The organism is Companilactobacillus furfuricola, from assembly GCF_003946325.1.
Taxonomy (GTDB): domain Bacteria; phylum Bacillota; class Bacilli; order Lactobacillales; family Lactobacillaceae; genus Companilactobacillus; species Companilactobacillus furfuricola.
The window spans coordinates 43,737-65,155 of record NZ_RHNT01000006.1; the positions used below are offsets into that span (position 1 = coordinate 43,737).

Sequence of the window (21,419 nt, forward strand, 5' to 3'; positions counted from 1 at the left end):
ATTAAAATGAAATTCAATAGTTTTATTTATAAATTATTTTTGATAGTTAACTAATGCTACGTATGATTCTGGATCCATACTTGCACCACCAACGAGTCCACCATCGATATCTTCTTTTGCCATCAATTCCTTAACGTTAGCAGGTTTTACTGAACCACCGTAAAGAATTCTTGTCTTGTCAGCTGTATCTTGATCGTACAAGCTTGCAAGTTTTTCACGAATAACGTGAACCATTTCTTGTGCTTGATCAGCAGTAGCAGTTTTACCAGTACCGATAGCCCAGATTGGTTCGTAAGCGATAACTGATTTAGCAATATCTGCAGCAGAGATTCCTGCAACAGCGTTTTCGATTTGACCAGTTACCCAGTCTTCGGCCTTGCCAGCTTCACGTTGTTCAAGAGTTTCACCACAGCAAATGATTGGTAACATGTTGTTCTTCAAGATTGTTTTGGCTTTCTTGTTGATGTCTTCATCAGTTTCTTTGAAGTATTGTCTTCTTTCTGAGTGACCAATGATTACGTAGTCAAGTCCCATTTCTGAAAGAGCCTTTGGTGAAGTTTCACCAGTAAATGCACCAGCATCTTCAAAGTATGAGTTTTCAGCAGCTGTCTTAAGAGGTGTACCTTCGGCACCAGCAACTAACGTTGTTAGGTCGATAGCAGGAGCACCAATAATAGCTTCAACGCCAGATTCTGGCAACTTGCCTTTGATACTGTCTAAAAATTCTTGGGTTTCTTTAGGATTTTTGTTCATCTTCCAGTTACCCGCAATAATAGGTGTACGCATAAAATATATTCTCCTTAATGACTATTTGTCTGAAATTGAATCAATACCAGGTAATACTTTACCTTCAAGGTATTCTAGTGAAGCTCCACCACCAGTTGAGATGTGTGTCAACTTGTCTGCAATACCTAAGCTCTTAGCAGCAGCAGTTGAGTCACCACCACCAACGATTGTGATAGCGTCTGACAAGTCACCTAAGGCACGTCCTACTTCAAGAGTACCTTCAGCAAACTTACTCATTTCGAATGCACCCATTGGTCCATTCCATACAACAGTCTTGGCACCGTTAAGCTTGTCCTTGAACAAAGCAACAGTCTTAGGACCGATATCCAAGGCCATCTTGTCATCAGGAATATCAACACCATCTGTTGTTTCTGCGTCAGCGTCGTTTGAGAACTCTGCAGCAACAATGTGGTCTACAGGAAGCACGATCTTGTCCCCAGCTTTTTGAAGGAGGTCCTTAGCTAGGTCAACTTTATCTGCTTCGAATAATGATTTACCGATCTTGTGTCCTTGAGCAGCAAGGAATGTATAAGCCATTCCACCACCAATAAGGATGTGATCTGATTTTGGAATTAAGTTTTCGATAACTCCAATTTTATCTGAAACCTTAGCACCACCAAGAATTGTTACAAATGGGTGTACAGGGTTGTCAACGGCATTACCTAAGAACTTGATTTCTTTTTCCATCAAGTAACCAGCAGCAACGGGCTTACCAGCAGCTTTCATAGCTGTTGAAATACCAACGTTTGAAGCGTGGCTTCTGTGAGCAGTACCGAATGCATCATTAATAAATACATCACCTAATGATGCCCAGTATTCACCAAGTTTAGGATCGTTTTTACTTTCACGTTTACCGAAGTCATTGTCGATATCTTGGAAACGAGTGTTTTCCATAAGTAAAATGTCGCCATCGTTTAATTCGTTGATAGCATCTTCAAGTTCTTTACCTTCGTTTTCAGGTACGAACTTAACAGGCATTCCACTTAATTCTTGTAGTTTGGCAGCAACAGGTTTTAATGATAAAGCCTTCTTATCTTCGTCACTCTTAATTCTACCTAAGTGAGATAGTAAGATAACTTTTCCACCATGTTCTGAAACATATTTGATAGTTGGGATTGCACCGACGATACGGTTAGTATCGCCAACAACACCATCTTTAATAGGAACGTTGAAATCAACACGCATCAAGACTTTTTTACCTTTAACATCAACGTCAGAAACAGTAAGTTTTGCCATTTTAAATCCTCCGAATATTTCTTTAAAAAAAAGCGGAAGGAGTTAGCCTCCCTCCGCCAATTTAATACATTAAATTAGGTTGTAAAACTTTGCTATGACTAAAGAATTAGTCTAATGTAGCAAATTTTTCAAGTGTACGAACCATTTGTGCTGTAAATCCTGATTCGTTGTCATACCATGCAACAGTCTTTACAACTTGGCCATCACCTGTACCAACGATTTGTGTTTGAGTTGGGTCAAATACTGAACCGAATGATGTACCGATGATATCTGATGAAACAATTTCATCATCGTTGTAACCGAATGATGGGTTGTTTTCTGTAACTTTCTTAATAGCTGCGTTAACTTCGTCAACTGTAACTTCTTTGTCAAGAGTTGCAACTAATTCTGTTAATGAACCTGTGATAACTGGAACACGTTGTGCATGTCCGTCAAGTTTACCTTTAAGTGCAGGAACAACAAGACCCATAGCTTTAGCAGCACCAGTTGAGTGAGGGATGATGTTTGCAGCAGCAGCACGTGCAGCACGAACATTACCTTTACGTTCTGGACCATCTTGAAGCATTTGTGTAGCTGTGTATGCGTGGATAGTTGTCATTGTACCAGCTTTGATACCGAATTCTTTGTTTACGGCATTAGCTAATGGTGCAAGACAGTTTGTTGTACATGAACCAGCTGAAGCGATCTTAACGTCGTTAGTTAAAACGTCTTCGTTAACACCATAAACAACTGTAGGCATGTCACCTGATGGAGCTGAGATCAATACACGTTTTGCACCGGCATCCAAGTGAGCTTGTGCCTTGTCAGCTGATGTGTAGAAACCTGTACATTCAAGAACGATGTCAACGCCATCGTTTGCAACCCATTTAAGGTCTGCAGCGTTCTTTTCAGCGTATACAGGGATCTTGTTACCATCAACAACGATTCCGTCTTCAGCAGCTTTGATAGCGTCAATCTTGAAGTTACCATGAGCTGTATCATATTTAAGCAAGTGTGCAAGCATTGCAGGTGATGTCAAATCATTGATTGCAACAACTTCCAAATCTGTTTTGCCTTGAGCTTTTAGTTCAGCAATACGGCGGAATGCCAAACGACCAATACGTCCAAATCCATTAATACCAACTTTTGTAGTCATACAAAAATTCCTCCTTCAGGAAAGTAAAAATATATTATTTTAAAGGGTTATCCCTTAAAATCATCTTTGAGGCACCTTCATCAGTGATCAGCACTGTATGAGCTGGTGCATTTTTCATGTAAGCTTCAATTGCTGTGGCCTTAGATTGTCCACCTGCGATTGCGATTACATGTTTAATATTAACAAGGTCCCGAACATGAAGTCCAATTCTAGGTACCTTATATACGAGTTTGCCATCACGATCGAAGAAATCACCGAATGCTTCAGCAACAGCATTGCCATTACTGATCGTTAATTTATCTTCATCTGAAAGGTTTCTTCTTTCAGCCATGATGCTCGCAGTTCCCACACTATGTACAACGACATTACATTGATAGATCAGTTCGAGAACTGATTTGATCGAGGCTTCATTTTGCAACGATTCAAAGCTTCGTTCACTAATGTCTTCAGGCAAATATAATGCCCGATGTTGTCCATGTGTTCTATTCGCCATTTCAGCACAAACACTGTTTGCCTGAATTATTACTGACTCTCCAACTCCACCTCGGGCTGGTAAGAACAATAAATCACGATTCTTTGAAAGACTTGGTGATAAATTCCTAGCAACTCTGGCTAAAGTGCTACCGCCAGTAACAGCAATTAAACTCTTGCCATTTGGTAGAATAGATCCAAGCAATTGGTTAAGTCTTTGACCAAAGGAATCAACAACTCGGTATTGCTTATCTGAATTACCAGGTAAAACAATGCAGCGCTCAATTCCTAGCTTCTTACTTAACTGTTGCTCTAGTAGTGCTGTTCCTTGAAAGTCAGCTAACATTTTATTCAGTTGACCATTGGCTTGAATCCCCGTCTTAGTGAGTGACATCCCTGATTTAGAAGAATTGATCAAGCCTTGATTCTTCAAAAGGTCTGTCTCAGTTCTAAGACTTCGTTCAGTAACATTAAGGTCATCTGCTAGGACCCGACGGCCCACCGGTTCCATTAATTTAATACTTTGTAGTATTCTAAAACGCTTCTCAACGGTCTTAATGAAATCGGGAGCAACCAAATCCAACAATTCTAAATCCTTATTGATTGTCATTTGATTTACTCCTTGGGACTAATCTTGTCCCTGTATGTCCTTTTGTGACCCATATACTCAAAAAATAAAAGCCCGGATAAACTTTGTTACCTCTCAAGCACAGTTCTTATTATAGACGGTATTGATTCAATTGCAAGTGCTATGGTTCAAAAACATGAGATTTTTCTTTAGGGAATATTATTTATTAAGTTTAAAGAGTTCATTCTTATCATAATTAGTGTTTTACTTTTATAGAATTTTTGCGATAATAGTATACAGATGCGTCGCTAGTATAATGGATAGCACTCAGGATTCCGGTTCCTGCAATGTGGGTTCGACTCCCACGCGACGCATAATTGACCCAAGCATAGCAGACTCCTAACGTCTACATTGCTTGGGTTTTCTTTTGCATCGATGAATGTTTTTAAAATTATAAACATTTAATTATTACATTTCTAAGGAGTAATCATGCTTAAATTGATCAATAATAAAACTCCTGCTGATATTGGCGATTACATGAAAGTATTCGCTTGTACCGCTGTTATGATGCAGTCCGTTTTGAGCTTGATCCTGACTGCAGGGCCTGATTATCAGCAACAGTTGATGATCGGGTTTCTCTATAACCTGGTTAAGTTCACTGCACCAGTTTTTATCTTTGGTATTTTATATACCACGACCAGAACTTCATCAAATATGAATTTACACAACTATCCACAATATTTCCGTACACAATGGTCTGCCTTATTCGTCCCAACTATTTGGTGGACCACCATCTATTTGTTAGTAATGCCCAACATTCAATTAAAAAATCACTACACTGATTTGACAGGATTTTTCTGGCAATTTATTAATGGTAATGCTGCCCCTCATCTGTGGTACAACACGATGATGCTTCAATTTATCTTGATCATGCCCTTATTCTGGCTGTTGACTCGTTGGTTAACAAAGCATCCCTATTATGTACCTTACGTGATCATCATTTCGCTTATTTTATTTTCATTGTGGATCTGGTTTTATGACAAGCAAATTTTTCACGGTCCACATGAGCAAACATGGTATTTACTAGATCGGGTTTTCCTTAGTTTTTTCATTTATGGTATTTTCGGTTCATTAGCCTGGACTTCTAGGGTGCAATTTGAACCATTTATAAAAAAATCTTTCTTATTATTAGTCATAATTTTTTGTGGCATTTTATTTTGGACTAATTCGGAATTATTTGCTTTTGGCTTCCCGATCCATTTAGAAAATGCCCCATATTATAAAGCATCAATGACCTTGTATAGTTTAGTCGTCATCGGATTGATTGCTTTTATTGCAATCAAACAAATCCAAATGAAGGCCGCAACGTTGCCTTGGATCCATTTTTTGGCAACTTATGCCTATCGTGCATACTTATCAAACGTGTTTTGGCTTCAACTAGTCTGGCAACTGTTCGGAAAAAATTTAGCTCATTTTTCTATAGTTCTGTCATTAATTATTTCATATTTATTTACTTGGATATTGTCATTTGCTTCTGCAGTAGGATTTCATCTGCTATGGAATTGGCTCAAGAGAAAATAAGAGCGCGGAAGGTGACGGTCAGCTGCTGAGGATTAACGCATTTAGTTGCACAAGGTGCTGCGAAGCAGTGCCGCGACTACGTGTGTTAACCGGAGGCCGCTGTCGCCTGGAGCTCGTTTTAACATCCTTGAGGATAAAAATGAAAACCACTATCCCAATTGCAGCAATTTTAGCCAAACAAACTTGGTTGCACTTTTCAAATCTAAAAATTAGTGCCTGCTGGCATCTTCTAAACCGGAAGACTCTGTCGCCAGACGCACCTATAAACAAAGGCCCCCGCCTAATGACGGGAGCCTTTTAAATTGCTCTAGTTGTATAAAGTTTTCTGATGAAGATAAAACAAGTCAATAGTAGGATCAAACAAGTCGTGAATCCCAGTTTGATGCCGACTAACCCACCAGAGATAGTAGTAGTATTTTGATGCTGATTACTCAATGTGATGACTGCGATCAATAAAGCTGTTCCAAACGAAGCAGCAACTTGTCTCAACGTGTTGTATAAAGCGACTCCATCGGGAATTATTTCTGCTGGCAAATACGATAATGCTTGGGTTTGAATCGGGATCAACACTAAAACTAAGCCAAATTGACGAACGGTTTGGCCTAAAGTGATCGTTAAGATCGAAGTGTCTTTGTTGATCAAAGCTTGCATCGTAGTACCAATGCAATCGATGGTGATACCAGTCAAAACTAAATATTTCACGGGATATTTATCAAATAAATGACCACTGATCGGCGACATAAAAAATGTCACCATAGCTCCTGGCAGTAAGACCAAGCCAGAAATCAAAGCCGATCTATGCATAACGTTTTGAACTAAAATCGGCAGTAAAATCGTGTTTCCATACATCGTGACCATTAGCAACATATTCAATATACTAGCGACATTAAATTGTTTATGTTCAAAAACCTCCAAGTTGATAAAAGGATTTTTTGAGTGCTCTTGCGTTTTGAAAAATAAAAAGCCAAAGATCAGTCCTAAAATTAATAGGCCTAATATATTGAACGATACAAAATTATACTCACCTACATTCGAAAATGACCAAAGGAGACATAGCAAACCAAAACTTGCAGTAATTAATCCTTTGACGTTGAAATGCAGATCGGTCTGGTGTTCAATTTTCGGCATCAAGAAAATAGCCAAAATAATCGACAATAGTGTGAATGGCATAGTTAAACTGAAAAGATAGCGCCACGATAAGCTATCCAGAATAAACCCTGATACAGTCGGACCAATTATCGGTGAAAAATTAAAGACGACACCAATGATCCCCATAACTGCCCCACGATGTTTTTTATCAGCAGCTCGCATTGCGGTAACGTTGACCAACGGGATCATGACTCCAGCACCAATAGCTTGGACCATTCGTCCGATGATCAAGATCAAATATTGATCAGCAATTGTACCGACTAAAGATCCAAGTAAGAAGATCGTTGAAAAAACCAGAAATAGACTTTTAAAAGAAAAACGTTTCATCAAATATGCACTAGTTGGGATCATCAAAGCATTAGCGAGCATATATCCATTAGTCAGCCATTGTGCAGAAGAATAAGAAATATTAAACACACGCATGATCGGAGGAAGCGCCGTTGTCATCATCGTTGAGCTTAAAACTCCAAAGAAACTTCCAAATAAAACAATAAACAGTGATAAACGCAGGCCTTTTTTCATGATGATCTCCAATTTGTAATTTAGTTGACAAAAGCAACTTGAATTAATATATTAAAACTAGTTGCTTTTGTCAACTGTGGGAGGTAAAAATGGAAAAAGAAGATATCTATAATGTCCGTGAGTTTGATCGATTTTATACAAACATCCTTCAATTGACCGATAAATATCATCTACATACTCATTTCACTATCTTAGAATCACGGATCATGTTGGAGATCGATCGTGGCATCAATACCGCTAACCAACTACTCAATTTGTTGAAACTAGATAAAGGATACATCAGTCGTGTCTTGAAGAAGCTCGAAAATGAGGGTCTCATTTCTAAAACGACCGATCAAAATGACCTTCGAGTGAAATTTCTGCAACTTACACCTGAGGGTCACAAAGCCCTTGCCGAAATCAACCGTCGGGCTGATAATCAAATTCAAGAATTGTTCCAGAAAGTCGATCCAGGGCAAATCAAACCTATCATCCAAGCCATGAAAAAGATCCAAACTGAACTGATCGACAATAATTAATAGTAGACATATCCACTATAAGAATATTTTGTAATTAATAATGCTTCATTGTTGACCCTATATCATTTATATGCTAAATTAGCACTGTGCTTTTAAGAGTGCTAATTAAAAATAGGAGGCATCTTATGTTAGTTCCTACAGTTATTGAACAAAGTTCACGTGGCGAACGTGCCTATGATATTTATTCAAGATTATTAAAAGATAGAATCATTATGTTATCTGGTGAAGTTAATAGCCAAATGGCAAATACAGTTATCGCTGAATTATTATTCCTCGATGCTCAAGATTCAGATAAAGACATCTCCATGTATATCAACTCACCCGGTGGTTCTGTTACCGACGGATTAGCTATCATGGATACTATGAATTTTGTTAAATCAGACGTGCAAACAATTGCTACTGGTTTGGCTGCTTCAATGGGAAGTGTCTTATTGTCATCAGGTACAAAGGGCAAGCGTTTTGCTCTACCTAACTCAACAATTCTTATTCACCAACCACTTGGTGGCGCTCAAGGACAACAAACAGAAATTGAAATTGCTGCTCAAGAGATCTTGAAGACAAGAAAGAGATTGAACCACATTTTGGCAGACAACTCTGGTCAAACATTTGAGAAACTTCAAAAGGATACAGATCGTGATAACTACATGACTGCCGAAGAAACTAAGGATTATGGTTTGATCGATGGTATCATGACAAATAAACCTGCTGAGAAATAATAAATATTGTATTAAAAGAGACTCCTTGCGGGGTCTCTTTTTTTATATCAAAAAGTGGAATTTGATAAATGAATTTAAATATTTTTGGAAACCGATTCCATTGTTATAACTTCAACATTAAGAACTTACTATTGATAATTAAGGTAATTCATCTAAATTGACCTAATTTTTTATTTAGTCTATTCTAAACTTCGAAGGGAGCAAATATGAATAATACAATCGAAAACTCTGTAAATCGTAAGTTTTTTGTCAGTACTTTATTAGCCGGAACTTTCACGATGTCGATCAGTCAATCTTCACTTTCAACTGCCTATCCCACATTGATGAAGTTTTTCGGAGTGACTGCACCGACGATCCAATGGTTGACCACTGGATTCATGTTGATCATGTGTATCATGATGCCGATCAGTCCTTGGCTATTAAGTAATATTTCATTCAAGCAATTATTTTTAGGGGTCGTGGGGATATTTGGTGTCGGAACACTTATTATTATTGTTGCACCAAACTTTCCGATCGCAATGTTAGGTCGAGCGCTTGAAGCTATTGGAGTCGGAATACTATTCCCCTCGTTCCAATCTGTTTTACTAGAAATAACACCTGAGGATAATCGTGGAACTACAATGGGCTTTGCCGGATTAGTCATGGGTTCTGCATTAGCCAGCGGTCCGATCATTTCAGGTATCGTATTAAATTGGTTACATTGGCAAGGATTGTTCGTCATCTTCTTGATCATCATGGTCGTGATCTTTATTCTCGGCTTATTCTTTATCAAAGACGTGATGCCAAGAAAGAAAGTCCGGCTCGATTTTATTTCAATTATCTACTTAATCGGTTTGATCGGGTTATTATACGTTGTTAATCAAGCTGGTTCAAAGCATCAATTAGATACAACTTTGTGGATCATCTTAGGCATTAGTATTATTTTGACCGCCCTATTTATCCACCGAGAATTGACTGTCAACGAACCATTACTAGATCTTAAAGTAATGAAAAATTTCAACTTTGACTTGTCAGTCTTGTTAACAGGTTTTTCCTATATTTCATTGATCGTTGTAACGATCATTTACCCACTCTATTATCAAAATATTTTACACACATCAGTTTTAGTTTCAGGATTAGCATTAGTTCCACCAGCTATCCTATTGAGTATTTTGAATCCCTTAACTGGTAAATTAGCTGATAAGATCGGCTTCAAACCTACTCTGTTGATTGGAATGAGTATGATCGTCGTCGGTTGGTTCGCACTCTTTATCATCAAATCAAAATTGGGATTATTGCCAATGATCATTATTGCTATGTTAATTGAGGGGGGTAATGCCTTCGTCATGATGCCAGCGACAACATTGGGTGGTAATTCATTGCCACAAGACTTGATCCCCCATGGAACAGCTATTATTACAACCGTTCGTCAATTATTAGGTTCACTGGGAGTAAGTTTAGCTACTTTTATCATAGTCACTTCAAATACACGTCAAAGTTTACCTGCAAATGGTGGACTAGCCGGGTATCACGCAGTATTTAGATTCTTCTTTATTATCGCTTTAGTTGGTTGGATCTTTGCCGTATTAGTTAAAGATTACAAGAAAAAAGCGATCGCAAAATAATATTTACAACTAATAAGAGAGTGGAAGACGACGCGCAGTTGCTGAGGATTTAGGGACTGGCAGCTCAAAGGTGCGGCAAAGCCGTGCCGCTGACAGTTGCTAAACCGGAGGCCGCTGTCGTCTGGAACTCGTTTCCAAGTAAAAACGAGAGCATGCAATTGTGCATGTCTCTCGTTTTTTTTACGTTATTTTCATCCTAATTATGAAGTAGAAGAAAAAAACAAGTGCCAATTAGACTCTTGCTTCTTCTGCGATACTATTCAATTTTCTGATACGGTGGTTGATCCCTGATTTTGAAATAGCACCGCTAGGTACCATTTCTCCTAATTCTTTCAAGGAGACTTCAGGGTTATCCAGCCGTAGGACAGCTATTTCTTGAAGCTTAGCTGGCAATGAATCTAAGCCCACGGTGTCTCTTAGATATTTGATGTTTTCGACTTGTCTCTCCGCTGCAGCAACTGTCTTATTGATATTAGCATTTTCACAGTTGACGAGCCGGTTGACCGAGTTTCTCATGTCACGAACGATCCGGATATCTTCAAATTTGAGCATAGCATTAGTAGCGCCGATCAATTGCAAAAAGTCGGCTATCCGTTCTGCTTCTTTTAAGTAGACGATGTAGCCATTTCTGCGTTTAGTCGTCTTAGCGTTCAATCCGAAATGATTCATCATTTGGGCAATATCATCGTTGTGAGATTCATATAATGAATAAATCTCTAAATGATAACGTGAGGTTTCAGGATTATTGACACTGCCCGTTGCCAAAAATGCCCCACGCAAATATGAACGCATTCTTTGGTCTTCGTTTAAGATGTCAGGCGTGACGTCAGTATTGATCGACAAACCTGTTTCATCCAAAATACCTAAATCTTGCAACACTTGATTAGTGTCACGTTTGAGTCGAACAAGATATTGATTATTCTTCTTCAACTTCATTTTTTTACGAACTAAAAGTTCAGACTCCATGCCATAATTTTGCTTGATCAAAGAGAATATACGCCGAGCAATTGCTGGATTCTCTGTTTGAGTTGTCAGAACAAAATGATGATTTTGTAAACTTAACGAACCATTCATTCTGATCAGAGCTGACAATTCAACACGTGCATGCTCTGGATGGACCTCTAAACCAGTGAGTTCTTTTTTTACCTCACTTGCATATGAAGCCAATACTATCTCTCCTCATTTTTTCTATTTCCTGATTGAAATGCTAAATTTAAAATTTCTGAGGCAACTTTGTCACCGTCATGAAAGGCACCATTATCTCTCAACAGCAAAAAATCGTCTTGAATAACGCGACAGCCCATTTTTCTTAAAGTAGTAAAATCAGGTTCTACTTGATTAATGTATTCATCGTACTTCTTATGATTTACGTAATTGTCTGGTACTTGACGAGTGTTGACTAAGACCGTATCGACGTAATTACCACCAAGGTGACTATCTAATACTTTAACGTGATCAGCATCTGTGAAGTTCTCAGTTTCACCAATTTGCGTCATGATATTACAAATATAAACAACTTCGGCCGGTGTCTGTTTAACGGCTTCACCGATCTGCTTGATCATCAAGTTAGGTAAAATACTCGTAAATAAACTACCAGGACCTAACACTACTACGTCAGCTTGCATTATCGCTGCTAACACTGGTAGGACCGTTTCTGGTTCTTTTTCAGGTTCATCAGAAATTGTTACCCAGACACGTTTGACGTGCTTACCAGAATGTGTGATCTCATGTTCACCGGATAATGTAGAACCATCGGTGAATTCAGCGTTTAGCGTTAATTTCGAAGTTGAAGCTGGGAAGACGTTGCCGTCGATGCGCATCATCTTTGATAAAGTTTGCACAGCATCAAAAATATTAGGACGCATCTCGCTCAAAGCTGCGATGATCAAATTTCCTAATGCGTGGCCCGAGAAAAAGTCGTCATCACTTTTGAAGCGATGTTGGAACACCTCTAATTCTTCTTCTGGTAAGTCAGATAATGAAGCTAAAACATTTCGAATGTCCCCTGGTGGAACAACGTTGATGTAGTTACGAATAATACCAGATGATCCCCCATCATCAGCTACCGTAACAATTGCGGTAATATTTGCGTCCTTTTTCCTCAAACTGTTCAAGATGACTGGTAAACCAGTTCCCCCACCTATAACAACAACTTTTGGACGACGTCCCTTTACAACACGAACAATCCTATTGGTTGCCATTTTCAATAACCTTCTTTTGAGATTTATCTTTATCACGGTGAGTGATATCGACATAGTAGTCTTTCTTCAAGTCTTTTCCTAATCTTTCAGCAATCGCGACCGAACGATGTTGACCGCCAGTACAACCGATTGCAATAGTTAAACTTGTCTTTCCTTCTTTTTCATATCCCGGAATAATGTAATGGAGTAAATCATATAGTTTCTTATAGAAAGTCTCAGTTTCGGGACTGTCCATGACATAATCATAAACCGCCTTATCGGTCCCGGTTTGTGGTTTCAATTCCGGAACATAATAAGGATTCCTTAAAAATCTGACATCCATTACAATATCTGCGTCGATAGGCAAGCCATATTTAAAGCCAAATGACATGACCTCGACGTGAAAAGTAGGAACCGAGGAACTTTCTTGGAAATTGTCAAAAATCTCTTCGCGAAGCTGACGTGGCGTCAGTTCAGTAGTATCGATAACAACTTGAGCCCGTGATTTCATTTCTGCCAACAGTTCGCGCTCTTTTTGAATACCATCCAAAAGGCGACCTTCCATGGCAAGTGGATGGCTCCGACGGGTTTCTTTATAACGTGACACCAATTCTTCATCGGAAGCATCTAAGAACATGATCTTCATTTCGACTTTTTGATCAACGCCTTGTTCGTCAACTTGCATTTCTTTAAGCATTGAAAAAATCTCATCGTAAAAAGCACGTGAACGAATATCGACTACCAAGGCAACTTTAGAAATTTTGCCCGATTCGTGGACTAATTCCCAAAACTTTGGCAGCAAATTCGGTGGCATATTATCAATACAAAAATAACCAAGATCTTCGAAGGATTGCATGGCCACAGTCTTGCCTGCACCACTCATTCCCGTAACAATTACTAAACTTAATACCTTCTTTGCCATTAGAGCACCTCGCATTCGGATTTAAGTGTAACATAACAATCCGGGCGTGTCATTTAAAATGACGCTAGGAATGCAATTGTCTAACTGGATGGTTGGAAGTAATGGGTTTAACAAGTGAGTCCGGTCAAGACATACTATCAAAACAATATCATTCGGACCCATCTCTGGATAATATGAACAATTTAATAACAGAGTAAAAATTCGATTGCAACAAATTATGCTTCCATTAATTTCAAATAAGGGTACACTAAATTTAAACTAATACATCGAGGAAATTAACATTGAATACAGTCTTTTCAATTCTCCTGATAATTGCCGCCGTCATAGTTGCTAATGCCGTCTTTGATAAATTTCAACTAGTCCCAGTGGCATTTCTTCAAATTGCTGCTGGATTGATCTTAGCAATTTTTCCGTTATATCAACACTTTGAATTAGAACCAGAGATATTCATGCTAGTCATCATCTCAATGCTAATGTTTAACGATGGTCAAAATACTAGTCTGAATCGCCTGACTAGAAATTTTAGTACAACTTTTTCGCTCGCAGTCGAATTAGCAATTGTCTCCATTCTTGTCATTGGTGCTATTACTCACTTCTTTTTACCAAAATTCAGCATCGCTCTTTGCTTTGCTTTAGGTGCAATAATTGTTCCGACCGATGCAGTAGCTGTTTCTTCGATTACTTCCAAAGTCTTGGTTCCTAAAGATGTAATGTCTACGTTGGAAAATGAGTCTCTCTTTAATGACGCATCAGGTATCGTAGCACTGAATTTAGCGACTGCTGCAGTTATTACGGGTCAGTTTTCTGTATGGGCAGGAGTTGTAGATTTCTTATATGTTTTCTTCGGTGGAATAATCGTGGGTACCATCTTAGGAACATTAATAATCTCCTTAAGAGTTAGATTTATCAACCATCATATGGATGCACCTTCCGTAATGGTCCCTTATACTTTGATGACACCTTTTGTAGTCTATTTGATAGCGGAAGCAGTTGATGTATCTGGAATTTTAGCGGTTGTCATGACGGGACTTCTACATGGAGTCCAACAAGAACGATTGCGGTTAACATCTTCCCGATTGCAAATAGTCATGAACACCACTTGGTCAGTCTTTGCCTCTATCTTAAATGGCATCGTATTCGTTTTACTAGGTTTATCATTACCCCGTGTTATTCACGATTTATCTCATCGCGGAACTAGTTCTATTTTCACATTAGTCGTTATCGGGATTGTTCTCTACCTGGCTATGACAATTATTCGTTTTCTTTGGATTCAATCAGGTTTTGCTAGGATCGAATCAACCAACGATCACGACAGAAAAATGAATAGTTTGGTTGCAGCTCTCAGTGGTGTACATGGAACTATCACATTATCATTAGCTTTCTCGTTGCCGTTAACATTAAGCAGTCGTCCCTTCACTTACCGTACGGATATAATTTTCATTGCCACTGTTGTAATACTTACGAGCTTGATTATCCCGACGCTGATATTACCGCAGATGCTACCGAAAAAAATCGATCACTATTCGCAGACTGAATTGGCCAAAGCTAAAAGTGAAATGGTCACTGATTCCATCAATAATTTAACGGCTAAACATCCCGACTCTCCAGCTGTCGGCCAGGTAATAAGTATTTTGGATGGCCAACGAGTAGTCCAAACACAGGTCGACCACGGTCAATTAAATGAAATATTCAACCGTTGCTTTGATATAGAGGCTGACTTTATTCAAGAATTAGTAGATGAGAATCAAATCGATCAAAGAACAGCTGATTTCTATATGAGAATAACTCAAAAGACAATCTTTCTAAATCAGCAGCATGTAAGAAAAAGAATTTGGTGGTTCATCAAATTCCAGTTGATCAGTCATTTTTCACTGAGTAAGCGTGCGCGTGAAAACCGTCTGGAACAAAAGGCTCAAATCGCCAAACTCTCATCTGAAGAAATCATGACTCAGCGTTCTCAATTTTGGTTAAAGTTTTCTACTTTTGAACAGCAGCTTCACCTTAAAATTACTCAGTTTTTGAATCAAGCAAGCAATGGTCCCAATGCTGCTGAAGTCAGCGTTGTCAGTCGTGCTTACGATGAGAGACATCGACGTTTGACTGGGAACAATAAATACGTTGAAGAACAAAATGAATTATTGATCCAAGCATTTCAACAAGAATATAATTTTATTCAATTGCAATCTAACAAAAAAATTTACAGTAATGCTTTAAGTAATGCTTTATACGAACAAATATCGACAGATCAATTAGTTTAAGTCCAATCTGTTGGATCAGAAGATTAGTTTGAAATTTATTGTTACATACAAAAAGTCCTTTTCAGAATTCTGAGAAGGACTTTTTTAATAGGATGTAACTGAATTTGTATAGACAATTGGATCAATATCGTCAGAGCTGACCCACTCATCGGTCGAAACACGATAGTAATGAACTATTGCTTTGGTATTATCCGCAGGATAGACATTGATCGTACGATCTGTTTGCCAGCTAGAATTAGGTGCTAGACTGCGACCAGATATTTTCTTTAAATTGTGGTTATACAATGGTGCCGGTGTTCTAGTAGCTATTTTAGCAACCCCATTGAAGGTTCCATACAAATATCCAGCATCAGCAGGTAAAAATTCGTCAGTGGATACTTGGAAATAAGTTGAACCATCATTTCTGAATAATTCAGAGCCAACTTTCCAATCACTGCCTTGACTTAATTCTCTAGAACTGAGTGACCCAATTTTACTATAAAGCTTGGCGCTATTCGAAGTTACCTCAACGGCAGTATTTTCTACTGGCGTGATTGTTTTAACTCCATTTTGATTACTATTTGTTGCAATTGTTTTATCGTTTCCCGTTGCAGCGAAAACTTGCGTGTCTGTCACTGCCCCAGTTAAAAGAGATATTATTAGTGCAGCAATTAATCCTGGATTGAAAAATTTCATGTTAATTCCCTCCCAAGATTATGATTGCACAAATTAGTCATCATGATCAAAAAAAATTTAAATTAAAAAAGCCCATGTGACTTTTTTAATTAAGACTAGAAATCAACTCATTCCCTTGTGACACTATTTTGTTTCATTTTTCAGTGCATCTTTAGTTCTTTGAGTATCTCGCTTCAAAATTGGAGCTAAATACTGTCCGGTATAGCTTTCTTTGACTTGGGCAACTTTTTCAGGGGTTCCTGTGGCAACGATTTGGCCACCACCTTCACCACCATCAGGGCCAAGATCAATGATCCAGTCAGCATTCTTGATCACATCGAGGTTATGTTCGATTACTAAAACGGTGTTACCTTCATCAACTAACCGTTGTAAAACATCTAGCAAACGTTTGATATCATCAGTATGCAGTCCAGTCGTAGGTTCATCTAAAATGTAGAAGTTCTTACCATTAGACCGTTTGTACAATTCAGAAGCTAGTTTCATTCTTTGAGCTTCACCACCAGATAATTGTGTGGCGGATTGTCCTAATGAAACATATCCCAAACCAACATCGACAATAGTCTGTAATTTCCGTTTGATCCGAGGGATATTGCTGAAAAAGTCCAAAGCTTCTGAAACTTTCATATCAAGAACTTCGGCGATGTTCTTGCCCTTGTATGTAACTTCAAGTGTTTCCGAATTATAGCGAGTCCCATGACAAACTTCGCATGGAACATAAACATCAGGCAAAAAGTTCATTTCGATCTTAATGATCCCATCGCCACGACAATTTTCACAACGTCCACCTTTGATATTGAAGGAGAATCTTCCCTTCTTATATCCACGCAATTTGGCTTCATTAGTTTGTGAGAATAAGTCCCGAATATCATCAAAGACTCCGGTATATGTAGCCGGATTACTTCTTGGCGTTCGACCGATCGGACTTTGATCAATGGCGATCATCTTATCGAGATTCTCATAACCCTTGATACTCTTGTACTTCCCGGGCTTTTGAGAATTGTGATTCATCTTCTGTGCTAAAGCCCGTTTCAAGATCATGTTAACTAAAGTTGACTTCCCTGATCCAGAAACTCCGGTAACTAGAGTGAATTTACCTAATGGGAACTTAACATTCAAATTCTTTAAGTTATTTTCACTGGCACCTTTGATTTCGACAAATTCACCATTACCTTTACGACGGTTCAAAGGAACTGGAACAAATTTCTTACCTGATAAATATTGTCCCGTTAATGACTTAGGGTTCTTTTCAACTTCTTCTGGCGTTCCAGTCGCAACGATACGTCCACCATTTTCACCCGCACCTGGTCCAACATCGATCAAATAATCAGCGGCTCTCATCGTATCTTCATCATGCTCGACCACGATCAAAGTATTACCTAAATCACGCATCTTCTTCAAAGAACTGATCAGACGATCATTATCCCGTTGATGTAATCCGATCGAAGGCTCATCCAAAATGTACATAACACCAGATAAATTAGAGCCGATCTGCGTTGCTAATCTAATCCGTTGAGCTTCTCCACCGGACAAAGTTCCGGCTGAACGAGATAATGTCAAATAATCCAAACCAACGTTGATCAAAAAAGCCAGACGATCTCTAACTTCTTTTAAAATCGGTTTAGCGATGACGGTATTTTGTTCGCCTAACTTAACTGCCTTGAAAAATGGTAATGAATCCTTGATCGATAGATCAGAAGCTTCAGCAATATCTTTTCCAGAGATCTTTACAGCCAAAGCCTTCCGATTCAATCGTTTACCGTGACAAGCTGGACAAGTTAATTCAGTCATATACTTACGCATAACTTCACGTGTAAAGTCACTGCTAGTTTCATGATAACGACGGTTAACGTTTGGGATAACTCCTTCAAATGGCACATCAACGTCACGAACACTACCAAAATCATTTTCATAATGGAAGTGGAACATCTTGCCATTTGACCCATTCAAAATCAAATCTTGTTCACGCTTAGAAAGCTTATTGAATGGCGTATCCATGTTGATTTTAAATTCTTTGGCAGCTTGAGCCAACATTTGAGGATAGTATTGCGAACTAATAGGATTCCAAGGTGCAATAGCCCCATCAGCTAAACTCTTACTACGATCAGGGATAACTAAATCTTCATCAACTTCTAGCTTCATCCCTAGACCGTCACAAACATCACAAGCACCAAATGGCGCATTGAAAGAAAATAGTCTTGGCTCCAGTTCACCAACTGTGAATCCACAAATTGGACAAGCATTTTTTTCGGAAAAGACCATCATATCTTGACCAATTACATCTACATTCATATATCCATCAGACAGGCGCAGTGCTGCTTCAACTGAATCAGTCAATCGAGATTTGATGTGGTCGTTAATTACGATCCGGTCAACTACAACATCAATATCGTGTTTCTTGTTCTTATCTAACTCAATATCTTCACTAATATCATGGAGCTCGCCATCAACTCGTACTCTGACATAACCTTGCTTTTGAATTTGTGTGAGAGCTTTCTTGTGTTGGCCTTTTTTAGAACGAATAACTGGTGATAAGACTTGCAGTTTAGTTCCTTCATCAAGTTTCAAAATAGCATCAACCATTTGTTGCGCCGACTGACTAGTAATGACTGTTCCGTCATTAGGACAAATTGGCGTCCCTACTCTGGCCCAAAGCAATCGCAAATAATCGTTGATCTCAGTTACCGTACCCACAGTTGATCGTGGATTCTTTGAAGTTGTTTTCTGATCGATCGAAATTGCTGGGCTCAAACCATCGATCGAATCGACATCAGGTTTATCCATTTGTCCTAAAAATTGTCTAGCATATGACGAAAGACTCTCGACATAACGTCTTTGTCCTTCAGCATATAAAGTATCAAAAGCTAATGAACTTTTCCCAGATCCAGATAAACCAGTCATAACTACTAATTTATCCCGAGGAATCGTTACATTAACATTCTTTAAATTATGAGCACGTGCCCCATGAATTATTATTTTATCATTCAGCATACTTAATCCATTTCCGCCTTTAATTCTAGAATTGTATCACGAAGATTGGCAGCCCCTTCGAAATCAAGCTTCTTCGCTGCTGATTCCATTTGATCAGTCAAATTACTGATCAATTCGTTCTTTTGCTTCTTCGTCATATTTTCAAAGTCTAAATTCTCTTCAGTGATCTGTTCCTTCTCAGATTCAGAATTATCAACTTTGTGGAACATTGAGATAGCATCCCTGATCGGCTTAACGATAGTCTTAGGAGTAATATTGTGTTCCTTGTTGAAAGCCATTTGGATCTCACGACGATGAGCAGTCTTATCGATAGCTGCCTTCATCGACTCAGTCACACTATCCGCATACATGATAACTTTACCATGTTCGTTTCTAGATGCACGACCAATGATCTGAACCAATGATAGTTCAGCTCTTAAAAAGCCTTCCTTGTCAGCATCCAAGATCGCGATCAACGAAACTTCAGGAACATCGATCCCTTCACGAAGTAAATTGATCCCGATCAAAACATCGAATTTCCCTAAACGGAGATCACGGATGATCTGCGAGCGCTCGATCGTTTTAATATCACTGTGCAAATACCGGACTTTAATCCCAAGATCCTTGAAGTAATCCGTTAGATCTTCAGCCATTTTCTTAGTCAAAGTCGTGACAAAGACCCGCTCGTGCTTCTCGACTCGATCATTGATCTCGGCAACTAGATCATCGATCTGTCCCATGATAGGCCGTACTTCAATTTCCGGATCTAACAAGCCGGTCGGCCGAATTATCTGTTTAACAACGTCATTCGTCCGTTCTAATTCATAAGGACCAGGTGTAGCAGAAACATACATGATCCGATTAACATGTTTTTCAAATTCTTCTAATCGCAAAGGACGGTTGTCAAGTGCACTAGGTAATCTGAATCCGTAGTTGACTAACATTTGCTTTCTAGCACGGTCACCATTATACATCCCACGAATTTGAGGCATAGTAACGTGTGACTCATCGATCATAATATTGAAATCTTTAGGGAAGAAATCTAACAGTGTGAATGGTAGTTCACCTTCAGCACGGCCTTCCATGTGTCGCGAATAATTCTCGATCCCTGATGTGTAGCCCATTTCACGCATCATCTCAATATCATATTCCGTTCTTTGTTTGATACGTTGAGCTTCCAGTAATTTACCTTCGCCCTCGAACTTCTTAACTTGGACATCCAATTCATTTTGGATCCGATCTAAGGCTTGTTCCATCTTGGCATCGCTGATCATAAAGTGAGTTGCTGGAAAGATACCGATGTGGTCCATCGAACCGATGATCTCACCAGTCAAAGCATTCATCTCAATGATCCGATCGATCTCGTCACCGAAAAACTCTACTCGAATAGCATTATCATCCCTGGAAGCAGGGAAAATATCAACAACATCACCACGGACACGGAAACGTCCACGTTGAAAATCAATATCATTACGCTCAAATTGATTCTCAACCAATTCTTCAAGTAATTGATTTCTAGAAATCTCCTGACCTGTCCGTAAAGAAATAATACTATCTGAATATTCTCGAGGATCACCTAATCCAAAAATACAAGAAACCGAAGCAACTACGATAACATCATTTCGCTCTAACAAAGAACTAGTTGCAGAATGACGTAATTTATCGATCTCATCATTGATACTAGAATCCTTTTCAATGTAGGTATCGCTTGATGGTACGTATGCTTCAGGTTGGTAGTAGTCGTAGTAACTAACGAAGTATTCCACAGCATTATGTGGAAAAAATTCTTTCATTTCTCCATAAAGTTGACCAGCTAAAGTCTTGTTATGAGAAATGATGAGAGTTGGCTTGTTCAAATTCTTGATTACGTTGGCCATCGTAAATGTCTTACCAGTACCAGTGGCACCTTCCAGGACCATTTCCTTTTCGCCATTTTCAAAGCCCTTAGTTAACTTATCAATAGCTTGTTGTTGGTCACCGGCTGGCGAATATTTCGAGACCAGATCAAATTTATTATCATCCACTCTATCTATCAAATTGAAACCTCCCAAAGACAAAAAATACATCTAACTCAAACTGAATTAGATGTAATTTGCGTTAGAAAATATATATCGATTACATATTAACATAT

16 protein-coding genes and 1 tRNA gene are annotated in these 21,419 nt (G+C 38.7%); 6 read left to right on the forward strand and 11 right to left on the reverse strand.

The window, feature by feature from the left end:
- Nucleotides 1-33: 33 nt before the first annotated feature.
- The 4 genes from tpiA to EKM78_RS03385 all read right to left on the reverse strand — a co-directional run bounded on the left by tpiA (nucleotide 34) and on the right by EKM78_RS03385 (nucleotide 4,238).
- Nucleotides 34-786 (reverse strand): triose-phosphate isomerase, encoded by a 753-nt coding sequence (gene tpiA / locus EKM78_RS03370; protein WP_125769345.1) that lies wholly within the window; start codon nucleotides 784-786, stop codon nucleotides 34-36.
- A 21-nt stretch (nucleotides 787-807) separates the two neighbouring features.
- A complete protein-coding gene (locus tag EKM78_RS03375) occupies nucleotides 808-2,022 on the reverse strand; it encodes a phosphoglycerate kinase (protein ID WP_125769348.1) in 1,215 nt (404 codons plus the stop codon).
- A 106-nt stretch (nucleotides 2,023-2,128) separates the two neighbouring features.
- Entirely contained in the window at nucleotides 2,129-3,157 is a 1,029-nt protein-coding gene (gene gap, locus EKM78_RS03380; protein WP_125769351.1) for a type I glyceraldehyde-3-phosphate dehydrogenase, read from the reverse strand.
- Nucleotides 3,158-3,191: 34 nt separating this feature from the next.
- On the reverse strand, nucleotides 3,192-4,238 hold the full coding sequence (locus tag EKM78_RS03385) for a sugar-binding transcriptional regulator (RefSeq protein WP_125769354.1): 1,047 nt from the start codon (nucleotides 4,236-4,238) through the stop codon (nucleotides 3,192-3,194).
- A gap of 260 nt (nucleotides 4,239-4,498) precedes the next feature.
- On the opposite strand from EKM78_RS03385, the gene EKM78_RS03390 reads away from it, so the two are divergent.
- Both EKM78_RS03390 and EKM78_RS03395 read left to right on the forward strand, forming a co-directional pair.
- A tRNA-Arg gene (locus EKM78_RS03390) sits at nucleotides 4,499-4,570 on the forward strand.
- Nucleotides 4,571-4,685: 115 nt separating this feature from the next.
- Nucleotides 4,686-5,777: an acyltransferase family protein gene (locus EKM78_RS03395; protein ID WP_125769357.1), complete on the forward strand. Its 1,092-nt coding sequence runs from the start codon at nucleotides 4,686-4,688 to the stop codon at nucleotides 5,775-5,777.
- 297 nt (nucleotides 5,778-6,074) lie between these two features.
- Here EKM78_RS03395 and EKM78_RS03400 read toward each other — a convergent pair whose 3' ends face one another.
- Nucleotides 6,075-7,448 carry an MDR family MFS transporter gene (locus EKM78_RS03400; RefSeq protein WP_125769360.1) on the reverse strand — a complete coding sequence of 458 codons (1,374 nt, stop codon included), beginning with the start codon at nucleotides 7,446-7,448 and terminating at the stop codon, nucleotides 6,075-6,077.
- An 89-nt stretch (nucleotides 7,449-7,537) separates the two neighbouring features.
- Here EKM78_RS03400 and EKM78_RS03405 point away from each other — a divergent pair, with 89 nt between their 5' ends.
- The 3 genes from EKM78_RS03405 (at nucleotide 7,538) to EKM78_RS03415 (ending at nucleotide 10,286) form a co-directional block, all read left to right on the forward strand.
- Nucleotides 7,538-7,966 carry a MarR family winged helix-turn-helix transcriptional regulator gene (locus EKM78_RS03405; protein ID WP_125769363.1) on the forward strand — a complete coding sequence of 143 codons (429 nt, stop codon included), beginning with the start codon at nucleotides 7,538-7,540 and terminating at the stop codon, nucleotides 7,964-7,966.
- A 125-nt stretch (nucleotides 7,967-8,091) separates the two neighbouring features.
- Nucleotides 8,092-8,682 (forward strand): ATP-dependent Clp endopeptidase proteolytic subunit ClpP, encoded by a 591-nt coding sequence (gene clpP / locus EKM78_RS03410; RefSeq protein WP_125769366.1) that lies wholly within the window; start codon nucleotides 8,092-8,094, stop codon nucleotides 8,680-8,682.
- A 206-nt stretch (nucleotides 8,683-8,888) separates the two neighbouring features.
- Entirely contained in the window at nucleotides 8,889-10,286 is a 1,398-nt protein-coding gene (locus EKM78_RS03415; RefSeq protein ID WP_125769369.1) for a DHA2 family efflux MFS transporter permease subunit, read from the forward strand.
- 231 nt (nucleotides 10,287-10,517) lie between these two features.
- Here the strand turns inward: EKM78_RS03415 and whiA are convergent, their stop codons facing one another.
- From whiA to rapZ, 3 genes are read right to left on the reverse strand one after another with little or no spacing between them, the layout of a single operon-like run.
- Nucleotides 10,518-11,453 (reverse strand): DNA-binding protein WhiA, encoded by a 936-nt coding sequence (gene whiA / locus EKM78_RS03420; protein WP_125769372.1) that lies wholly within the window; start codon nucleotides 11,451-11,453, stop codon nucleotides 10,518-10,520.
- A 2-nt stretch (nucleotides 11,454-11,455) separates the two neighbouring features.
- Nucleotides 11,456-12,493, reverse strand: a complete 1,038-nt coding sequence (locus EKM78_RS03425) for a gluconeogenesis factor YvcK family protein (protein WP_425453524.1) — start codon at nucleotides 12,491-12,493, stop codon at nucleotides 11,456-11,458.
- Nucleotides 12,474-13,388 (reverse strand): RNase adapter RapZ, encoded by a 915-nt coding sequence (gene rapZ, locus EKM78_RS03430; RefSeq protein WP_125769378.1) that lies wholly within the window; start codon nucleotides 13,386-13,388, stop codon nucleotides 12,474-12,476. Before rapZ ends, EKM78_RS03425 begins: the two co-directional genes overlap by 20 nt.
- Before the next feature lie 281 nt (nucleotides 13,389-13,669).
- Here rapZ and EKM78_RS03435 point away from each other — a divergent pair, with 281 nt between their 5' ends.
- Nucleotides 13,670-15,646 carry a cation:proton antiporter gene (locus EKM78_RS03435; protein ID WP_125769381.1) on the forward strand — a complete coding sequence of 659 codons (1,977 nt, stop codon included), beginning with the start codon at nucleotides 13,670-13,672 and terminating at the stop codon, nucleotides 15,644-15,646.
- 84 nt (nucleotides 15,647-15,730) lie between these two features.
- On the opposite strand, the gene EKM78_RS03440 is transcribed toward EKM78_RS03435, so the two are convergent.
- The 3 genes from EKM78_RS03440 to uvrB all read right to left on the reverse strand — a co-directional run bounded on the left by EKM78_RS03440 (nucleotide 15,731) and on the right by uvrB (nucleotide 21,324).
- The gene (locus tag EKM78_RS03440; protein WP_125769384.1) at nucleotides 15,731-16,321 is read right to left on the reverse strand and encodes a hypothetical protein; all 591 of its coding nucleotides are present in this window, start codon (nucleotides 16,319-16,321) and stop codon (nucleotides 15,731-15,733) included.
- 123 nt (nucleotides 16,322-16,444) lie between these two features.
- Nucleotides 16,445-19,309 (reverse strand): excinuclease ABC subunit UvrA, encoded by a 2,865-nt coding sequence (uvrA, locus tag EKM78_RS03445; RefSeq protein WP_125769387.1) that lies wholly within the window; start codon nucleotides 19,307-19,309, stop codon nucleotides 16,445-16,447.
- Between the two features lie 2 nt (nucleotides 19,310-19,311).
- Nucleotides 19,312-21,324 (reverse strand): excinuclease ABC subunit UvrB, encoded by a 2,013-nt coding sequence (gene uvrB / locus EKM78_RS03450; RefSeq protein WP_125769390.1) that lies wholly within the window; start codon nucleotides 21,322-21,324, stop codon nucleotides 19,312-19,314.
- Between the last annotated feature and the right edge of the window lie 95 nt (nucleotides 21,325-21,419).

What these genes read in the sequence shown, in the direction of transcription:
- tpiA (WP_125769345.1), bottom strand. Translation starts at nt 786, where the DNA reads ATGCGTACACCTATTATTGCGGGTAACTGGAAGATGAACAAAAATCCT.
- EKM78_RS03375 (WP_125769348.1), bottom strand. Translation starts at nt 2,022, where the DNA reads ATGGCAAAACTTACTGTTTCTGACGTTGATGTTAAAGGTAAAAAAGTC.
- gap (WP_125769351.1), bottom strand. Translation starts at nt 3,157, where the DNA reads ATGACTACAAAAGTTGGTATTAATGGATTTGGACGTATTGGTCGTTTG.
- EKM78_RS03385 (WP_125769354.1), bottom strand. Translation starts at nt 4,238, where the DNA reads ATGACAATCAATAAGGATTTAGAATTGTTGGATTTGGTTGCTCCCGAT.
- EKM78_RS03395 (WP_125769357.1), top strand. Translation starts at nt 4,686, where the DNA reads ATGCTTAAATTGATCAATAATAAAACTCCTGCTGATATTGGCGATTAC.
- EKM78_RS03400 (WP_125769360.1), bottom strand. Translation starts at nt 7,448, where the DNA reads ATGAAAAAAGGCCTGCGTTTATCACTGTTTATTGTTTTATTTGGAAGT.
- EKM78_RS03405 (WP_125769363.1), top strand. Translation starts at nt 7,538, where the DNA reads ATGGAAAAAGAAGATATCTATAATGTCCGTGAGTTTGATCGATTTTAT.
- clpP (WP_125769366.1), top strand. Translation starts at nt 8,092, where the DNA reads ATGTTAGTTCCTACAGTTATTGAACAAAGTTCACGTGGCGAACGTGCC.
- EKM78_RS03415 (WP_125769369.1), top strand. Translation starts at nt 8,889, where the DNA reads ATGAATAATACAATCGAAAACTCTGTAAATCGTAAGTTTTTTGTCAGT.
- rapZ (WP_125769378.1), bottom strand. Translation starts at nt 13,388, where the DNA reads ATGGCAAAGAAGGTATTAAGTTTAGTAATTGTTACGGGAATGAGTGGT.
- EKM78_RS03440 (WP_125769384.1), bottom strand. Translation starts at nt 16,321, where the DNA reads ATGAAATTTTTCAATCCAGGATTAATTGCTGCACTAATAATATCTCTT.
- uvrA (WP_125769387.1), bottom strand. Translation starts at nt 19,309, where the DNA reads ATGCTGAATGATAAAATAATAATTCATGGGGCACGTGCTCATAATTTA.